Below are 17,735 nucleotides of genomic sequence, written 5' to 3' on the forward strand. Positions count from 1 at the left end.
GGGGCGATCATGCCCCCGTGTCGTCAAAAAGCTACCAGCCAAATATCCTGTCAGAACACTGAAGGTGCCTAAGTGAACTGCATTAGCCCAATGGGCGGCGTTTTTCGTTTGTAGCCAATTGATTTCGTTGCATCCGAGCAGAGACTCCAGCCAAAGGATTGACCCTTCGCCATGGTTGCGGCACCCTTGGCCGTGGGTTGGGTGTCACGAACAAGGCGCCTATGGATGTCGAAGAAGTTGAAAGCTGCAATCATTGCAGCCCTTGTCGCTCTGGCTGCTGGTTTCGCCGTCAGCAACGGGCTGATAAGCCAGCAGACGGCCGATGAGATCAAGGCCAGGACTGACCAGGTTCTGACCGAGGAAGAGGCCGCACAGCCTGCGCCTCAGCCTGACAGCCCCGCCCCGCCTTCCACGGAACCCGCACCGCAGGCTCCGGCCCCTCCCGCCGCGGCACCCCCGCAAGGATCACAACCGGGTCAATGAAGAAGCCCCGCCAGAATGGGCTCCTCTCGTGCGATCGTGCCATCACCATACCTGCTGAGTGTATCGTTTTAATACAATCGCCGATTGGTAGACTTGCGCCACGGATAGGCAGTTAGTTTCAGCGTCAGGCAAAAAGGGGGGAAATGCCTCGCACTGGGAGAAAACGATGTCCGTACAAAAAGGCGACTTTCGAACCAACAGAGCCGACTACGTGATTGCCGCGATGCATGGCGGAGTGACCGCCGAAGACAGCGTTCGAGACGAGAACCTGGCAAGGAGAAAGAAGTCCCTGTGGCTGAAGGAGCGGCGATCGGCCAAGTCGGCTGAGAACCCGTTGGACAGCTCGCCGCTGTCTAAAAGAAGCCCTCGCGGTTAGCGATTTACAATCACCCTTCCGCGATCACACCATATCCGCACACAACCCACTCACCCATATTGCAGGTGCCGCCGTCGGTGTTGACTAGCTCCGACGGCGGCCTAGTTCGTGGCGAAATAACCTCCGTTTTTTGAGAAGACGGCGGGACTAAGGTCTTGTGCCCTACACGCAAAGGTCCGAGTGGTCCTGTTAGGTTCCGGAAATGTCTCTTGGACGTTCCGCTATTTTATCCAATTGAAATTTAGCGTTACCGTGTATTCTCGCCCGATAGCGGCGCCTGATCCGGCTGCCCGCATCCGCCCTGGCTGAGTCCCCTCAGCCGATGCGCTCACCGCTCTTCGGATCGAATAGATGCAGCTGGTGTGGTTCGGCCGCCAACCGTACCTCGTCGCCGGGCTTCACGCCGGCACGGCCCATGGCAAAGACGCAAAGCTGCTGGCTGGCCAGCTTGACGTAGAACTGCGTCGAAAGCCCGAGCGGCTCGACCACCCTCACCTCGCCCTTCAACGCGCCGTCATCCGCCAATTTTATATGCTCGGGCCGCAAACCGACGGTGATTGCGTCACCATCCTTGAGCGGCAGGCCTTCCGGCAGCCTCAGCGCCTGGCCATCGGTCAGCACGGCCTCCGGGGTAGCGCCCTCCCGAACCGTCGCCGGCAGGAAATTCATGCCGGGTGAGCCGATGAAACCGGCGACGAACATGTTGGCCGGCCGATCATAGAGATCAAGCGGCGCGCCGACCTGCTGGATCAGCCCGTCATGCATGACGACGATCCGGTCGGCCATGGTCATCGCCTCGATCTGGTCGTGCGTGACATAAACCGATGTCGTCTTCAGCTGCTGGTGCAGCGCCTTGATCTCGGCGCGCATATGGACGCGCAGCTTGGCGTCGAGGTTCGACAGCGGCTCGTCGAACAGGAAGACCTTGGGGTCGCGCACGATGGCACGGCCCATGGCGACGCGCTGGCGCTGGCCGCCGGACAATTGCCGCGGCAGGCGCTGCAGGAACGTGTCGAGCCCGAGCCGCTTGGCGGCGCCGTCCACCCTGGCGTCGATCGTCGTCTTCTGCGCCTTCTTCAGGAGCAGGCTGAAGCCCATGTTCTTCGACACGTCCATATGCGGATAGAGCGCGTAGGACTGGAACACCATGGCGATGTCGCGGTCCTTGGGTGCCACGTCATTGACCAGCCGCTCGCCGATGCGGATCTCGCCGCCGGAAGCCTCCTCCAGCCCGGCGATCATGCGCAAGAGCGTGGACTTGCCGCAGCCTGACGGGCCGACCAGGACGACGAACTCGCCATCGGCGATTTCAAGGTCGACCGCCTGCAGGACGCGGACGGCGCCATAGTCCTTGCGGACCTTTTCGAGCGTAACAGAGGCCATCGATCTATCCTTTGACGGCGCCGGCGGTCAGGCCGGTGACGAGATAGCGTTGCAGGAAGGCGAAGAAGATACAGACCGGGATCAGCGCCAGGATGGACGCCGCCATCATCTGTCCCCAGTCGACGGCGAACTTGCCGATGAAGGTGAGCAAGCCGACGGCAAAGGTCTTTTGGTCGTCGCTGGAAATCAGCATCAGCGCGAACAGAAGCTCGCTCCAGGCGGCGGTGAAGACGAAGCCGAGCGTTGCGCCCATGCCCGGTAGCGTCAACGGCACGATCACCTTGCGCATCGCCTGCGCTCGGGTGCAGCCGTCGATCATCGCGGCCTCCTCCAAATCCTTTGGAATGCCGTCGAAGAAGGACTGCATCAGGAAGGTGGCAAAGGCCGTGTTGAAGGCGGTGTAGATGATGATCAGCCCGGTCAGGCTGTTGATCAGGCCGATCTGACCCATCACGCGGTAGATCGGCGGAATGACCATCACCAGCGGAAAGGTCTGGGTCAAAAGCAACATCAGCGCAAGTGCTGCCTTGCCGCGAAAGGTGAAGCGCGACATGGCATAACCGGCGAGCGTGGCGATGATTGTCACCAATGCCGCCGTCGATACCGAGACGATGACGCTGTTGAGGAAATAGCGCGGGAAATCGGTGGCCTCGAGCACGGTGACGAAATTCTTCAACGTCATCTGCGACGGCCAGAACGTGATGCCTTCGGAATAGAGCAGCCGCTCCGGCGTGACCGAGATCTTCAGCGTCCAGTAGATCGGGAACAGGGCAAAGAGCACGTAGGCCGCGATTGCCGCGTAGAGGCCGATGCCGCCGAAGAAGCGCTGCGAGGTTGAGCGTCCTGCGATCATCAGACGTGCCTCACCAGGGTGCGGCGGATACCGATCAGCGCAATCGCATAAGCAATGAGCAGGACGAGCAGCAGCACCGCCACCGCCGAGGCATAGCCCTTGTCCAGCGATTTGAAGGCGCTGACATAGATGTAGACCGGCACCGTGTTGGTCGAGCCGGCTGGCCCGCCCTCCGTCATGACGAAGATCAGGTCGGCGAAGGTGGCGATCCAGATGGTGCGCAACATCACGGTGATGGCGATGGTCGGCGCCAGAAACGGCAGCGTCACCTTGGTGAAGCGCTGCCAAGGCGAAGCGCCGTCGATGGCCGCTGCCTCATGCAGTTCCGACGGAATGGATTTCAGCGCCGCCAAGAGCGTGATGGCGAAGAACGGAATGCCGAACCAGATGTTGGCGACGATCGGCCCCCACATGGCGGTTGAGGGATCGGAAAGCACATTGGTCGGCTGGGCTTTCAGCCCCAACGCAAACAACCAGTGCGGCAATGGGCCGATGATGGGATTGAACAGCCAGGCCCAGGTCAGGCCCGACAAGAAGGACGGCACCGCCCAGGGCAGGAACACCAGGGCTTGCACGGCCTTGCGGCCGCGAAATGGCTTGTCGAGCAGCAGCGCCAGGCCGAGGCCAAGGAAGAACTGGAAAAACAGACTGGCGACGGTCCACCACAACGTGTTGACCAGCGCCTGCCCCAGCACCTGATCCGACAGCATCGCCTGATACTGCCCAAGCCCGACATATTCGGACTTGAACGCCGAGAATTTGCGGAAGGAGTAGCTGATGCCGATGACCAGCGGCACCAGAAGCACCACGACCAGCAGGATGATCGCCGGGCTGAGATAGAGCCATGGCTCGATTGCGGCGTGGGATAACCGCTTGCGGCGCGGCTGGCCGGCGGATCGTATTTCGGACACGGCATAGGTCATTGGTTTAGGGGTCACTCCTGGAACGTCGGCTGGCGGAGAGCGTCCTTCTCCCCGTGAAACTGGGAGAAGATGCCGTAGACAGATGAGGGGCAGCGCTAACCTGGCAGAAGCTAGTGCTGCCCTCATCCGTCATTTCGTGACACCTGCTCCCCGTGAACGGGGAGAAGGGAAGAAAAGCTACTTCTTGTTCTTCGCCAGCCAATCCTGCTGTTCCTTGGTCAGGAAGGCAGCCCACTGGTCGGCGACGTCCTTGGCCGTCTTCTGGCCAAGCAGCACTTCCTGAAAATTCTTGATCGCCACCTGGTCGACGAAGTTGCCGAGGTTCTCCAGATGCGTTGGCGGGGTCACCATTTCATATTTGGAGCTGTCGCTCAGCTCCGTGAACCAGCCCTTGAACTGCTCGGTCTTGAAATGGGGATCCTGGTCGGCGCCGTTGTGGATCGGGACGACGCCGACTTCCTTGGCCCATTCCAGATTGTCCTTCGGCGAGAGCAGCGTCGCCATCAGCTTCCACGCGTCGTCCTTGTGCTGCGAGTTGGCGAACATCGCCCAGCCGGCATAGCCCAGTGTCGGATAGGATTTGCCGCTCGGCCCGACCGGCAATGGCGCTACCGCGAAATCGTCGGCGCTCATCTTCTCGGCAATGCCGAGCAGCGCGTCCGGATCCTGGTTGAGCATGGCGCAGGTGCCGGAATAGAAGCCGGTGACCGTTTCGTTGAAACCCCAACTCACCGCATCCTTAGGCGCCAGTCCGTCCTTGTACATGTCGGCCAGCATCTGCAGGCCCTTGACCGAGCCTTCTTCGTTGATCGTCGAAGTGCCATCCTCGTTGAAGTAGCCACCCTTGCCGGCGGCGATGTTCATGAACATGTGCATGCCGTTGAAAGCGCCCGGCCCGCCGCGCAGGCAGTAGCCATATTTGCCCGGCAACGCAGAGATTTTCTTGGCGTCGGCGATGAAATCATCGAGCGTCGCCGGCGGGCCATCGAGGCCGGCTTCCTTGAACAGTTTCTTGTTCCAGAACAGCGCGTTCACATAGTAGCCGTAAGGGATCATGAACTGGGTGTTGTTGACGGTCGAGCCGAACTGCTTGGCGCGGTCGCCCAGCGTCTTGGCATCATCCCATTTGGCCATATAGGGGCCGAGATCCTCGAGCTGGGCATTGTTGGCGTAGAGGCCCATCCAGCGTTCCGGCATTTCGACGATGTCAGGCGTATCGCCGGCCTGCACCATGGTCAGGAATTTCTCGAACGCCTGGCCCCAGGGCAGCGAGATAAGCTCGACCTTGATGCCCGGATTGGCGGTTTCGAATTCGGCGATCTGCTTCTTCAGGAATTCGGTGCGCGGCGGGCTGGTGATGACTTCGACCATTTTCAGGGTCGAGTCGGCCACAGCACTTCCGGCGGAAATCGCCAGTCCCGCAACGGTGGCAAGCATGACGGTCAGTTTTTTCATGTTCAAGACTCCCATTTTGAACCCGCTTGTTATTTTCTGGCTTTTTCGAAGGCTTGGGCGACATCCGCCCACAGGTCTTCGACACTCTCCAATCCGATATTGAAGCGGATGGTTCGGGGGCTGACGCCGAAGCGCGCCATCGAATTCAGGCCAGGCGTCTGCTCCAGCGACGCCTTGGCCGGCACGACCAGGCTTTCATGCCCGCCCCAACTGACGCCGATGCGGAAATATTTCATCGCATCGACGAAGACGGGGATGTCGATCTCGTCCGTCACCTCGAAGGAGAACAGACCGGCATAGCCGGCCAGTGTCGCCTTGCCCGGATGGTTCGAATAGACAGGATGGTTGACGCGCTCGACATTGGCATGCGCCTTCAGCCGTTCGGCGATGGTCAGGCCGCTCTTCATGTGGTGCGGCAGGCGCAGCGGCAGCGTGCGCAAGCCGCGCAGCAACAGCCAGGCTTCGAATGGCGACAGCTTGCCGCCGAGATAGGAATAGGTCTGCTCGTTGATGTGCTTGATATGAGCGGCCGAACCCGCGACGACGCCAGCGACGGTGTCGCTGTGGCCGCCAAGGTATTTCGAGGCCGAATGCAGCACCAGGTCGACGCCATGCGCGATCGGCTTCTGGAACACCGGCGTCGCCCAGGAATTGTCGATGGTGGTGACGATGCCCTGTTCCTTGGCCAGCCGTGTCAGATGCGCGATGTCCTGCAGCTCGAACATCATCGAGGTCGGGCTTTCCAGGTAGAGCAGCTTGGCGCCGGGAAGTGCCGCCGCGACCGCATCCGGGTCGGAGCCGTCGACATAGTCGACCTTGATGTTGAGCCGAGGCAACAGCCGCTCGAACAGCCGGTAGGCATCGCCATAGCAATTGCGCACCGCCACGATGCGCTCGCCTGCCCCAACGAACGCAAGCACCGTGGCACTGATCGCCGCCATGCCGCTGGAAAAGCCGCGCGCGGCTTCTGCGCCCTCAAGCGCTGCCACGCGCGCCTCGAACTCCATCACCGTCGGATTGTCGCCGCGCGAATAGATCGGCTGCTTTCGTTTGCCAGCAAAGGTATCGGCCATCTCGGCATAGCTGGCGAAGGTGAACAGCGAGGTCTGGTAGATCGGCGGCACCACCGCACCGCCAGGGAACGGTTCGTCATGCGCCAAGAGTGTCGCCGCCTCGGCGAGATAGTCGTGATCGAAACCGGATGGATGCTCGTTCATGTCTGGCTCGAAAGTTTGAGTTTGGCGGCACCGCGCTTGAGATCGTCCTCGACGGTAGCGATCAGCTTGAGGGCTTCGGCGCGGGCGCCCTGCGGGTCACGGGCTGCGATGCATTCGTAGATGGTGCGGTGATAGGGAAAGCTGGCATGGCCGAAATCGCGAACGCCGAGCGGATGCTCCCAGAAGCGGTGGAACAACTCGTACATGGCGGCGATGATCTGCTCGAACAGCGGATTACCCGAGGCCCGGTAGATCGCCTGGTGGAACTCCCAATCCTCTTCCGCCGACATGCCGTCGCGCGTGCGGAACGCCTGCTCCATGATGTCGAGCTTGCGTGCGATTTCGGCGATATCTGCCTGGCTGGCGCGTTCGGCGCAAAGAGCTGCGGCCTCCGCCTCCAGCGCGCGGCGGATCTCCATCGTCTGCATCAGGCTGGTGAAATCATTGCCGCCCGCCAGCGTCAGCGGCATGTGCAGCATATCGTGTGAAACAGCCGCCTTGAGATAGGTGCCGCTGCCCTGCCGCCTCTCGACGAGGCCGAGCCCTTCCCAGCGTGTCAGCGCCTCGCGCACGGTGTTGCGGCTGACCTTCAGCCGCTCGGCCAGAATGCGTTCGGTTGGAAGCCGCTCGCCCGGCTGCAGGGCTTCGGCGCGAACAAATCCCACCAACGCCTTCAACACCGCGTCGTCGCGCGCCGTGGTCTGAATGGGTGGCAGGCTGTTCTGGTCCACATTTCCTCCAAGTGGTCCAATGGTCCAACCAATTTCTGCACAGAAGGAAGCTCCTGTCAACCAACTGTCAGGAGCACTGTCGGAGGGAGCGACGCAATACTTTCAAGGCGGTCGCGCGATCGCGCTTCGATCGTATCTGCTAATCTGAGGCAGCAGGCGACCCGAACCAGGTGGTCAGCGCGTCCACCAGCCCCTGTTGGGTTCCCGCCCCGGCCCAAGCCACATAACCATCGGGCCGGATCAAGACGGCGCCGGGCGCGGCGACCCTCCCGAGCACCGGGAGGTCCCAGATACCGGCGTAACCGGCGTCGATCTGCCGGACCCGATCAGCCCAGGGCGCGAGGTCCAGCCTGCCGGGCTCACCGAAGTTGAGCAGCACGGGCCGCGCGTCGTGCAGCAAGGTGAAGACCCGCAACGGTCCGTCAGCGGTGGCCAGATCGAGATCGGGCATTCGCCGCCCAAGCAGCGGATGCCCCTCGCCGAAGTCGTAATGGACGCCCAGGCCGGACATCTCGGCGGCGATCCGTTTGCGGGGCTCATCCATGCCGAGCAACTCGGCAAAGATGTCGTTCAATGCCTTGCTGCGGTCATCCGTACGACGAAGAGCGACCTGTGCCATCGTGTTGCGCAACACGCGGGCAGCGACCGGATGGCGTTCGGTGTGATAGCTGTCGAGCAGGCTTTCCGGTGATATCAGCTTGACCACTTGGGCGAGCTTCCATCCCAGGTTAACCGCGTCCTGCACGCCGATGTTGAGGCCCTGTCCGCCCATCGGCGGGTGGACGTGCGCTGCGTCACCGGCCAGCAGGACGCGTCTGTCGCGGTATTTCACGGCTTGTCGCGTCATGTCGGTGAACCGCGAGAGCCAGGTCGGATTGTGGACCCCGTAATCGGTGCCGTAGATGGCGATCAGCGCCTCGCTGAGCTCGCGCAGGGACGGTTCGCCGCGGGCCTCCAGGTTCGGTTCCGTCAGCACGACGCCAACTTTTTTGCCGTCCTCGATCTTACCCAGGGCATGAATTCCGAAGGCGTTGCTGCGGAAGCCCCATTCCGGCTCTTCCGATATCTCGACCTCGGCAATCATCCAGCTCATCGTCGGATCCCATCCGGCGAACTCAATACCGGCTGATTTGCGAACGGTGCTGCGGCCTCCGTCGCAACCAACCAGATATGTCGTCTCAGCCGGTGGCCGTTGGACAGTTTGACATCGACGCCGCTGGCGTCCTGAGCAAACCCCGCAACCTCGTGTCCGCGATAGATCGGCACCTTGAACTCGCCGACCCAGTCGGCCAGGATGCGCTCGATGTGGTTTTGCCGCAGCGCCAGCAGATAATTGTGGCGCGTGGGAAAATCGCTGATGTCTAACCGGATCATGTGGAAGCCCACGGACGGCGATATCTGTCCCTGTGAAAGAAACCGATCCGCAATTCCGCGCTGGTCGAGCACCTCAAGAGTGCGCGCATGCAGGCCGCCAGCGCGCAATCCTGCCAGTTTCTGATCCGGTCGCCTTTCGACAATGGCAACGTCCACGCCTGCCAGCGCCAGTTCGCCTGCCAGCATCAATCCCGTCGGACCACCCCCGGCGATCACAACCGCATGATCTGAAATCATTATCATAACTCCCGTTTTCCGCACCCTGGCTTGGGTCGCGGTTTTACGGGAGGAGCCGGGTCTTGCCGCAAGCCTCTTGTGCGCCATATGTATGAAATGGAAGGGGTATTCTTCCCCTCATCGTTGGCTGCCCTCACAGCGAAACTGTGTAGGAACGGCTAGAACGGGTGTTCCGATTTCACATGCAGAAACGCAGATTCCTCCGTGCTTTGGCACGGAGTTCTGATGTTCTTTTGGAGAGAAGGGGGCCGGTCGGCGTTTGGCAGCGGTACGAGGAGGCCACTATGTGCCAGCGCCGGCCGGCCGACCCCACGGACCCAGGAGATGCGGCGGACCTGAGCATCATGGGGTATTCCCAGGATCGGAGCCGGCTTTCTATCCTCGTGCCGGCTTCGTCTTGGCCTGCACAGTTGCGCAAGAGCTTATGAAAATCAACAGTTTCTTAACCAAGGCTCGCGAATCGCTTGGATTAAGGTAAACGGGTAACCCTGTCGGGTTGACTGGATATTCGGAGCCTTGGCCGGTTATGCGGCTTTGGCAACAACCCGGTTGCGGCCGCCGCTCTTGGCTTCGTAGAGCGCGAGATCGGCACGCTTCATCAGCGCCGCCACCGTGTCCACGCCTTTCAGCACCGACGACACGCCGACGCTGACCGTGACTTCGATCGCCTTGCCGTCCTGCCCGATGGCGAAAGCCGCCTGGGCGATTTCGGCGCGAATGCGCTCGGCTACCTTCTCGGCCACCGCGCCCTCGGTGTCCGGCATCACCACGACGAACTCCTCCCCGCCAAAACGGCAGGCAAGGTCGATACCCCTGACATTCTTGCGCAGCCGTCGTGCGAATTCCCGCAGAACCTCGTCGCCGCCGTCATGACCGTGCGCGTCGTTGATCGCCTTGAAGCGGTCGAGGTCGGTCATCATCACCGACAGCGGCCGGCGCCGCGCCACCGCGCGATCGAACAGCGTCTGCAGATGGCTGTCTAGATAGCGGCGGTTGTGCAGCCCCGTCAGGCCGTCGGTCACCGCCATTTCGATGGTCTGGGTGACGCTGGCGCGCAGCTGGTCGTTGTAGCGCTTGCGGCGCACCTGGGTGCGCAGCCGCGCCGTCAACTCCTGCTGGTCGATCGGCCGCATCAGATAATCATTGATGCCGAGTTCGAGGCCGCGGATGATGCGTTCCTCCTCGCCCTCCTCCGCCAGCAGGATGATCGGCACGAAACGGGTGCGATCGAGCGAGCGCAACTGCGAACAGAGCCTCAGCGGATCGAAATCGGCGAACGCGGTCGAGATCATCACGCATTCATAGGACGTCTCGGCGGCCTGGAAGAAACCGGCATGCGGATCGCTGGAGATATCGAGATCGGCGCGGTCGCGCAGCATCTTCTGAATGCGCTCGACGGATGATTTGCGTTCGTCGATCAAAAGCACTTTGGGCGTCGTGTCCTCGGATGCGAAATTGCGGCTGAGCAACTCCTCGATGCCGATGTTGCGCGTCGTCGAGGCGCGCAGCCGCAACTCGTCGGTCAGCGACTTCAGGCGAACCAGGCTCTTGACGCGCGTCATAAGCTGCAGGTCGTTGACCGGCTTGGTCAGGAAGTCGTCGGCGCCGGCCTCGAGCCCGCGGACGCGGTCGGAAACCTGGTCGAGCGCGGTGATCATCACCACCGGAATGTGCGATGTCGCCGGATCGCTCTTCAGCCGCCGACAGACCTCGAAGCCGTCCATGTCCGGCATCATCACGTCGAGCAGCACGACATCGACCTTGCCGTTCTCGCAGGTCTCGATCGCATCCGGCCCGTTGGTGGCGGTCAGCACTTCGAAATATTCGGCCAGCAGCCGGACTTCCAGCAGCCGCACATTGGCAGGGATGTCGTCGACGACGAGGATCCGCGCAGTCATTTCACAAGGCTCCGGCTCGGCTGAAAGGGCACATCACGCATCGCCCAGATAGGATTTGATGGTTTCGATGAAACGCGGCACCGAGATCGGCTTCGAAATATAAGCCTCGCAGCCGCCCTGGCGGATACGTTCCTCGTCACCCTTCATGGCGAAGGCGGTCACCGCAATGACCGGGATGACGTGCAGCTCGTCGTCTTCCTTCAGCCATTTGGTCACTTCAAGCCCCGACACTTCAGGCAATTGGATATCCATCAGGATCAGATCCGGCCGGTGCTGGCGCGCCAGATCGAGCGCTTCCAGACCGTTGCGGGTGCGCACGGTCTCGTAACCGCTTGCCTCGATGAGGTCCCGAAAGAGCTTCATATTGAGCTCATTGTCCTCGACGATCATAACCTTCTTCGGCATCGATTTCCCGTCCCGGCTGCTCTTCCGCTTCGAAGGCGACCGTCATGCGCCCATGTCTGAACGCACCAAACCCTGCTTCACTTTACGGCAATATGATTGACGAAATGGAAATCCGCGGCTGGAAAACAGCGCGAATTCCACCTCGTCCCTGCGCGTCCAAAGGGCGCGCCACGCTCTAATGGCTTGCCGCAAGCAACTCTTGCCATTACTGCGGGAGAGACTCATTCCACACACCGAAGGTAGTGATGGCAAACGCAGCGTCAATGCGCGAAGAAGCGGAATCGATTGCCGTGAAGGCCCTGGGCTTCGTCGCCTCCGATCCGGAGCTGCTGCCGCGCTTTCTGGCGATCACCGGCATAGAGGTCCATTCGATCCGCAAAGCCGCCAGCGAGCCGGGTTTTCTGGCCGGTGTCCTGCAATTCATCCTCGCCCACGAGCCGACTCTGATGCGCTTTGCCGAGGAAACCGGCACCCCGCCGGCGGCTGTCGGCAAGGCCTTGCGGTCGCTGCCGCTGGGCGACGACAACCACGAGCATTCCATATGAGCGATGATCCGGAAACCGCGCGCCAGATTGAAGAACTGGCAGCCGACGACCGACCGCTGCTGGTGCTCGACGTCGATGACGTCGTGCTCGAATTCATCCGACCGTTTCCGAATTTCCTCAAGGCGCGCGGCTATGGCTTGACGCTGGCCTCGTTTCGGCTGACCGGCAACATCGCAGAGACCGCCAGCGGCCGCCTGATCGAACAGCCCGAAGTCACGGCACTGCTGGCCGATTTCTTTGACGCGCAAGCCGATTGGCAAAACATTACGGACGGCGCGGCAGAAGCCCTGGCAGGGTTTGGCGACCGCGCGGAAATCGTTTTGCTGACGGCCATGCCGCACAAGCACCGTGCCGTGCGTCGCGTCCATCTCGACGCGCTTGGACTGAGCTATCCGCTTCTGACCACTGAAATGGCCAAAGGACCGGCGGTGGCCAAGCTTCGCGGCAGGGCCGGCCGACCGGTGGTTTTCGTCGACGATCAGCCGCACAATCTGGCGTCGGTACGGGAATCGGTCGCCGACGCCGAACTGTTCCACCTGATGGCCGACAATTCGCTGCGCGCATTCCTGCCGCCGGTGACGGACGATGTGGTCGTCGTCCAGGACTGGCACGAGGCAGCGCCCAAGATTCAAAGCGCGCTGGGGCTCTGAACTCCAGCTTCAGGGGTTCAGTTCGCACCTGCGCCGCCGCTGTCGTCTCCGCTGTCATCGGCGCCGTCACCATCATCCACGCTGTCGTCCACGGCCGGATCGGCGGGCTTCAGCATGACGCCATTGACGGTGACCGAGCCATCGGCCTTGGCATTGACGATCCATTCCAGCCGGCCATCGGGCAGCGTCTTGCCAAAGCCCTTCGCCATGAGAGCGACTGGCACGTATTGGCCAACCTCCGGTTCCGACTTTGCCGCTTGCTGCAGGCCTTCGACAAGCTTGTCGAAGCCGGCGACATTGACGGTCACGCTACCTTCGGGCTTTTCGCCTGGGAATGTCATCTCGCCTTCCAGCGCGATCTCCGTGTCCTTGTTCTTCACGGTGCTGTGGCCAAGCACGACCTTCGGCATCCTGGCCATGAAGTCGACTTTAAGTTGCTCGCCGAATTCGGCCGACAGCGGCGGATTCTTATTGAGATCAAAGGCTTCGATCGCCTTCTTCGCCATGCTGTCGAGATCGATATTGGCGCCGCCAAAGTTCAAATCGACATCGGTGGGCAACAACCCCACGCTCCAGCTCGGCAGAAGCTGGGTCGGCACGGTCAGCCCCGATGCCTTGATGCCGTACGTGATCGTGCCGTTCTGGGCCACGCCATCGGTGCCGAACACGGTGCTGAGCTGGGTGGCGCCGAAATTGCCGACCGGGCTTTCCACCGCGAAATCCTTGAAACCGTAGGTCCCGTCGATACGCTGCCAAAGCGGCAAGGCGGCGAGCAGAAGCGATTTGAGCTGCGCCTGGTTGTCCTTCAGCGTCGCCTCGTCCTCGTTGGCCACCGCAAATGCCAGGAGATCGAGCAATGGCTTGGTCCGCACGCCCTTGCCGCTGGCTTCGACCGACAATTCCGGCGACCTGACGGTGACCGGGAATTTCAGCCCGCTCTCGGGGTCATCGAAATTGATCGCTTCGACAAAACTCGACACCTTCTGCGAGGTTGTGAAATCGACGCCCCCGGTCGCCGACTTGGTCGCGGCAACGGTCGCGATGCCGGCGCCCGTGCTGGCTTCCATGTGCTGCTTGGCATCCTTCGATGCCATCGTCATGCCGGCCATCGAGCTGGTGCCGCTGGTAAAGGCCGCCAGATTTGGATCGTAGACGCCCGAACCCTTGCCGTCCTTGATCGAAAACTGAGTGCTTTGCAGCCCCTCGGGTCCGTTGAACTCGAAGGAGGCGGTTTGGGAGAAATCCATGGAGACATCCCAGGACCCGTCGCTGCGCGGCTTGACCATCAAGGCATAGGGCGCGAAGTCGAACTTCAGCAGTTTCTGGTCCGGAAATGATGCGGCAAGTGCCTTGAAATCGAACACGATCTTGTAGGCGCCACCTTCGAGCGAAACCTTCAAAATGCCTTTGTCGATGGCCTGCTTGCCGACATAGCGGGACAAGTCGTCGGACAATTGCTTCGCACCCTGACTGTCGGCGGTCTGGCTGAAAGCAGGGGCACTCAACGCAAGAAGGAACACGAATGGCAGGGCACGGTTCACGCGAATTCTCCGTTTGACCTAGAAGAAAGACTTTGTCCGTCTGGTATGAAATTACCGCTGCAACCGCAAGGTGAGATCGACAACGGCACCCGGGCAGACCATCTCGATCAAAGCACCAGCCGCATCAGCGGGCGACCGGCCTTGCGTTCCACCAGCCGCTCGAAACCCGCCTTCTCGAAGACCCGTGACGAACCGACGAACAGGCCGATCGAGCGCGAATCGCGAGACAGGTCCATCGGGCACGCCTCGAGCAGCCGGGCCCCATTCTGGCGGGCGAAACCTATGCCGCCTTCGACGAGGCGATGCGTGATGCCCCTGCCGCGCGCCTTGGCGCGGATGAAGAAGCAGGAGATCGCCCAAACGGCCGCATTCCCCGCGTCGGCAGGATCGACCGGTGCCGACCCCCTGCCCTGATTGTTCCATTCGGGCACGTCGGCGCGCGGTCCGATCTGCATCCAGCCAACCGCCTGGCCATCCTCGAATGCCAGCAGTCCGGGCGGCGGGCCGGCTTCGATACGCGCCTTGATGTGGTCCTTGTTGCGTTCCCGGCTGCTCTCGCGGCGCATCGCCGGCGCCAGCCGGAAATGCGTGCACCAGCAGCCGTAGCAGGCGCCTTGCTTGCCGAAGAGGTCCTCGAATTCAGCCCAAAGCTCGGGCGCAAGCGGCGCTATGGTCGTGCTCATGCGTTCTCCCCAGGTCAGCCTTGTCGCTGGCCTTGCACTGTCGTACCATTGCTTCTGTTCTCTTTATGTTCGCAGCGATGGCGGCCCCTGTCAACAATCCCGATCACGGTTTTTGCCGCGACTGCCTGATGTTTCAGCGCAGCCCGACGCGCCGCTGCGAGCGCTGCGGCAGCCCCCGGCTCGTGCGTCATCCCGAGCTTTACCGGCTGCATCTGGCCCATATCGATTGCGACGCCTTCTATGCGGCGATCGAAAAGCGCGACAATCCGGCGCTCAAGGACAAGCCGCTGATCATCGGCGGCGGCAAGCGCGGCGTCGTCTCCACCGCCTGTTACATCGCCCGCATCCAGGGCGTCCGCTCGGCCATGCCGATGTTCAAGGCGCTCGAAGCCTGCCCGGAGGCGGTCGTCATCAGCCCCAACATGGAAAAATACGTGCGCGTCGGCCGCGAAGTGCGCGCCATGATGCAAGCGCTGACACCGCTGGTCGAGCCGCTGTCGATCGACGAGGCGTTTCTCGACCTCGCCGGCACCGAACGACTGCACGGCCTGCCGCCTGCTGTGGTGCTGGCGCGCTTCGCGCAGGCCGTCGAGAAGGAGATCGGCATCACCGTTTCGGCCGGCCTGTCCTATTGCAAGTTCCTTGCCAAGATTGCGTCTGATTTTCGCAAGCCGCGCGGTTTCTCGGTCATCGGCGAGGCCGAGGCAGTCGGCTTCCTGGCGGCGCAGCCGGTGACCATGATCTGGGGTGTCGGAAAGGCATTCAACGCCACCCTGGAGCGTGACGGCATCCGCACTATCGGCCAGTTGCAGCAGATGGATCGCGGCGACCTGATGCGCCGCTACGGCACGATGGGCGACCGGCTCTACCACCTTTCGCGCGGCGAGGACGTCCGCCGCGTCGATCCCGACCAGGATGCCAAGAGCGTATCGGCCGAAACCACCTTCGACACCGACATCGCGTCGCTGGAGGAACTGGTCGCGGTTCTCAGGGGTCTTTCGGAAAAGGTTTCGGCACGGCTGAAAAAGTCAGGCATTGCCGGGCGCACTGTGGTGCTGAAACTGAAGAGCCAGGATTTCAAGCTGCGCACGCGCAATCGCCAGCTCGGCGATCCGACCCGGCTCGCCGACCGCATCTTTCAGACCGGGGTGGAGCTTCTGCGCAAGGAAACCGACGGCACGAAATATCGGCTGCTCGGCATCGGCGTCAGCGACCTTTCGGACGACGACAAGGCCGACCCGCCCGATCTGGTCGACATCCAATCGCGCAAGCGCGCCATGGCCGAAGGCGCCATCGATGCCCTGCGCGACAAGTTCGGCCGCAAGGCGGTGGAAACCGGCTACACATTCGGCAAGGGCCGCGACGCCCATCCGCCGGAGCCGCTTGAGGATTAGGTGCGCTGCAGATCAATCCTGCTCGTCACCACGCTCTTGCCGGTTTTCGGGTCGGTGTCGATGACGGTCAGCCGCATGCCGTTCTCGCCGCGTTTCTCGACCTTCATCTGCGCCCTTCGGTCGCCATTGACCTCCTTGGCCCAGCGAATGCCCAGGTTGATCGCGTTGCCCGAACGGCTGCCGTTGAGCTGTGCCGGTCCCGTGCGAGAGCCGACATAGGTGCCGCTGTATTTGGCGCCGCTGGCCTTCAGATCCGCGCTGATGGCACGCGTGACCACGACAAGCCCCCGGCAATTGCCGTCGAGCGACAGGGAGGTCGATGTCGCGTTCGAGCTGAACGTGCAGGACACGTTCACGGTCGGCGCATCGGTGGTGACCTTGACGATACCCTTGCCGGCGAAATTGCCCTTGAACGACTGGAGAAATTGCGTCTCGTCGGCATGTGCCGCGCCTGCCGCAACCAGTAAACCGCCGGCAAGCGCGAATTGCGCGAAGAATCTCATCGAAGCTCTCCCTGTCGATCTTCAAAAAGGCGGGATGGTCCGCCAGCACGGCTGACCATCGGGACTCAACGCCACTTGCCGTTTCAGGTTCCGCCCGCCACATGACTGTTTCACAACATCCAGCCAGTCGCGACTGGCCCAGAAGAATGCCTTGCGTAGCGATTGCGGCAGAAGTCCTGGCCTGCGACATAGCGCGAATGGCACCCACACCCTCGATCCCCAAGGCCGCGTTCTGGATGGCGCTGTCGATCGCTTCCTTCCTTGGGATGACGGTCGCCGGCCGAGCCACGACAGCGGAGCTCAACGTCTTCCAGGTGCTGGAGTTGCGCTCTGTGATCGGCTTCTTCATCCTTCTGCCGCTGGTGATGACGAGTGGCGGCTTTCAAGCCATGCGCACGCGGCGCCCCATTGCCCATATCGCCCGCAACGTCATCCACTACACGGGCCAGGCGGCCTGGCTCTACGCCCCTCACTTTGATCCCGCTGGCCGTGCTGATCTCGATCGAATTCACCACGCCGATCTGGACAGCTATCCTGGCGGTGATTTTTCTTGGCGAAAGGCTGAACCGAGCCAAGCTGGCAGCGATCGGGCTGGGGCTGATCGGCGTGGTGATCATCGTGCGCCCCGGTGTCGGCTCGGTCGATCCTGGACATCTCGTCGTGCTGGGTGCCGCGGCCTGCTTCGGCATCTCGGTGGTCACGATCAAGTCGCTGACCCGGACGGACAGCGTCGTGCGCATCATCTTCTGGATGCTGGTTATCCAATCGGTGGTCGGTCTCATCCCGGCGCTTTATACGTGGCGCAACCCGCCACTGGAGCTGTGGCCATGGATCATGCTGATCGCCTTCACCGGCATGTCGTCGCATTTCTGCATGGCCCGTGCGCTTGGTCATGCCGACGCGACCATCGTCTCGCCGATGGATTTCCTGCGCGTGCCGCTATCGGCACTGATTGGCTGGCTGCTCTATAGCGAGCAGATCGACGCCTTCACCGCCGGTGGCGCGCTGCTGATCCTGATGGGCAATCTGCTCAATCTTCAGCGCAGGCCAATGAAGCCGGCCGAAGTGGCGGCGTCGTAGTCCC

The 17,735-nt window shown here is 61.9% G+C and carries 14 protein-coding genes and 2 pseudogenes; 4 read left to right on the top strand and 12 right to left on the bottom strand.

Annotated features, from left to right (window positions below):
• Positions 1-1,174: 1,174 nt before the first annotated feature.
• The 9 genes and pseudogenes from NKJ00_RS14310 to NKJ00_RS14350 all read right to left on the bottom strand — a co-directional run bounded on the left by NKJ00_RS14310 (position 1,175) and on the right by NKJ00_RS14350 (position 11,335).
• A complete protein-coding gene (locus NKJ00_RS14310; protein ID WP_352630148.1) occupies positions 1,175-2,242 on the bottom strand; it encodes an ABC transporter ATP-binding protein in 1,068 nt (355 codons plus the stop codon).
• Between the two features lie 4 nt (positions 2,243-2,246).
• Positions 2,247-3,095, bottom strand: coding sequence for a carbohydrate ABC transporter permease (locus NKJ00_RS14315; protein ID WP_352610720.1), 849 nt, complete (start codon positions 3,093-3,095; stop codon positions 2,247-2,249).
• Positions 3,095-4,018, bottom strand: coding sequence for a carbohydrate ABC transporter permease (locus tag NKJ00_RS14320; protein ID WP_023810538.1), 924 nt, complete (start codon positions 4,016-4,018; stop codon positions 3,095-3,097). The genes NKJ00_RS14315 and NKJ00_RS14320 overlap by 1 nt, the downstream gene beginning before the upstream one ends.
• A 177-nt stretch (positions 4,019-4,195) precedes the next feature.
• The gene (locus tag NKJ00_RS14325; protein ID WP_352610718.1) at positions 4,196-5,473 is read right to left on the bottom strand and encodes an ABC transporter substrate-binding protein; all 1,278 of its coding nucleotides are present in this window, start codon (positions 5,471-5,473) and stop codon (positions 4,196-4,198) included.
• A 29-nt stretch (positions 5,474-5,502) separates the two neighbouring features.
• Complete coding sequence (locus NKJ00_RS14330) at positions 5,503-6,690, bottom strand: PLP-dependent transferase (RefSeq protein WP_352610716.1); 1,188 nt, start codon at positions 6,688-6,690, stop codon at positions 5,503-5,505.
• On the bottom strand, positions 6,687-7,421 hold the full coding sequence (locus tag NKJ00_RS14335; RefSeq protein WP_352440267.1) for a FadR/GntR family transcriptional regulator: 735 nt from the start codon (positions 7,419-7,421) through the stop codon (positions 6,687-6,689). Before NKJ00_RS14335 ends, NKJ00_RS14330 begins: the two co-directional genes overlap by 4 nt.
• A 139-nt stretch (positions 7,422-7,560) precedes the next feature.
• Positions 7,561-9,032 (bottom strand): annotated as a pseudogene (locus tag NKJ00_RS14340) (FAD-dependent monooxygenase).
• A 524-nt stretch (positions 9,033-9,556) separates the two neighbouring features.
• Positions 9,557-10,930 carry a PleD family two-component system response regulator gene (locus NKJ00_RS14345; protein WP_352630150.1) on the bottom strand — a complete coding sequence of 458 codons (1,374 nt, stop codon included), beginning with the start codon at positions 10,928-10,930 and terminating at the stop codon, positions 9,557-9,559.
• 33 nt (positions 10,931-10,963) lie between these two features.
• Positions 10,964-11,335 carry a response regulator gene (locus NKJ00_RS14350; protein ID WP_013531932.1) on the bottom strand — a complete coding sequence of 124 codons (372 nt, stop codon included), beginning with the start codon at positions 11,333-11,335 and terminating at the stop codon, positions 10,964-10,966.
• A gap of 245 nt (positions 11,336-11,580) precedes the next feature.
• On the opposite strand from NKJ00_RS14350, the gene NKJ00_RS14355 reads away from it, so the two are divergent.
• Positions 11,581-11,880, top strand: coding sequence for a DUF3572 domain-containing protein (locus NKJ00_RS14355; protein ID WP_024503583.1), 300 nt, complete (start codon positions 11,581-11,583; stop codon positions 11,878-11,880).
• Positions 11,877-12,530, top strand: a complete 654-nt coding sequence (locus tag NKJ00_RS14360; protein WP_128303385.1) for a hypothetical protein — start codon at positions 11,877-11,879, stop codon at positions 12,528-12,530. The genes NKJ00_RS14355 and NKJ00_RS14360 overlap by 4 nt, the downstream gene beginning before the upstream one ends.
• A 17-nt stretch (positions 12,531-12,547) precedes the next feature.
• On the opposite strand, the gene NKJ00_RS14365 is transcribed toward NKJ00_RS14360, so the two are convergent.
• Together NKJ00_RS14365 and NKJ00_RS14370 are read right to left on the bottom strand one after the other, a co-directional pair.
• Complete coding sequence (locus NKJ00_RS14365) at positions 12,548-14,071, bottom strand: hypothetical protein (RefSeq protein WP_352630152.1); 1,524 nt, start codon at positions 14,069-14,071, stop codon at positions 12,548-12,550.
• Between the two features lie 107 nt (positions 14,072-14,178).
• The gene (locus NKJ00_RS14370; RefSeq protein ID WP_352610712.1) at positions 14,179-14,754 is read right to left on the bottom strand and encodes a GNAT family N-acetyltransferase; all 576 of its coding nucleotides are present in this window, start codon (positions 14,752-14,754) and stop codon (positions 14,179-14,181) included.
• A gap of 65 nt (positions 14,755-14,819) precedes the next feature.
• On the opposite strand from NKJ00_RS14370, the gene NKJ00_RS14375 reads away from it, so the two are divergent.
• Positions 14,820-16,148 (top strand): DNA polymerase IV, encoded by a 1,329-nt coding sequence (locus NKJ00_RS14375; protein ID WP_128303383.1) that lies wholly within the window; start codon positions 14,820-14,822, stop codon positions 16,146-16,148.
• Here NKJ00_RS14375 and NKJ00_RS14380 read toward each other — a convergent pair.
• Positions 16,145-16,651 carry a hypothetical protein gene (locus tag NKJ00_RS14380; protein WP_352610710.1) on the bottom strand — a complete coding sequence of 169 codons (507 nt, stop codon included), beginning with the start codon at positions 16,649-16,651 and terminating at the stop codon, positions 16,145-16,147. The genes NKJ00_RS14375 and NKJ00_RS14380 overlap by 4 nt on opposite strands.
• 197 nt (positions 16,652-16,848) lie before the next feature.
• Here NKJ00_RS14380 and NKJ00_RS14385 point away from each other — a divergent pair.
• Positions 16,849-17,731: pseudogene (locus tag NKJ00_RS14385) on the top strand (DMT family transporter).
• Positions 17,732-17,735: the final 4 nt, after the last annotated feature.

Origin of the sequence: Mesorhizobium sp. M0227 (assembly GCF_040321855.1) — a bacterium.
Classification (GTDB): domain Bacteria; phylum Pseudomonadota; class Alphaproteobacteria; order Rhizobiales; family Rhizobiaceae; genus Mesorhizobium.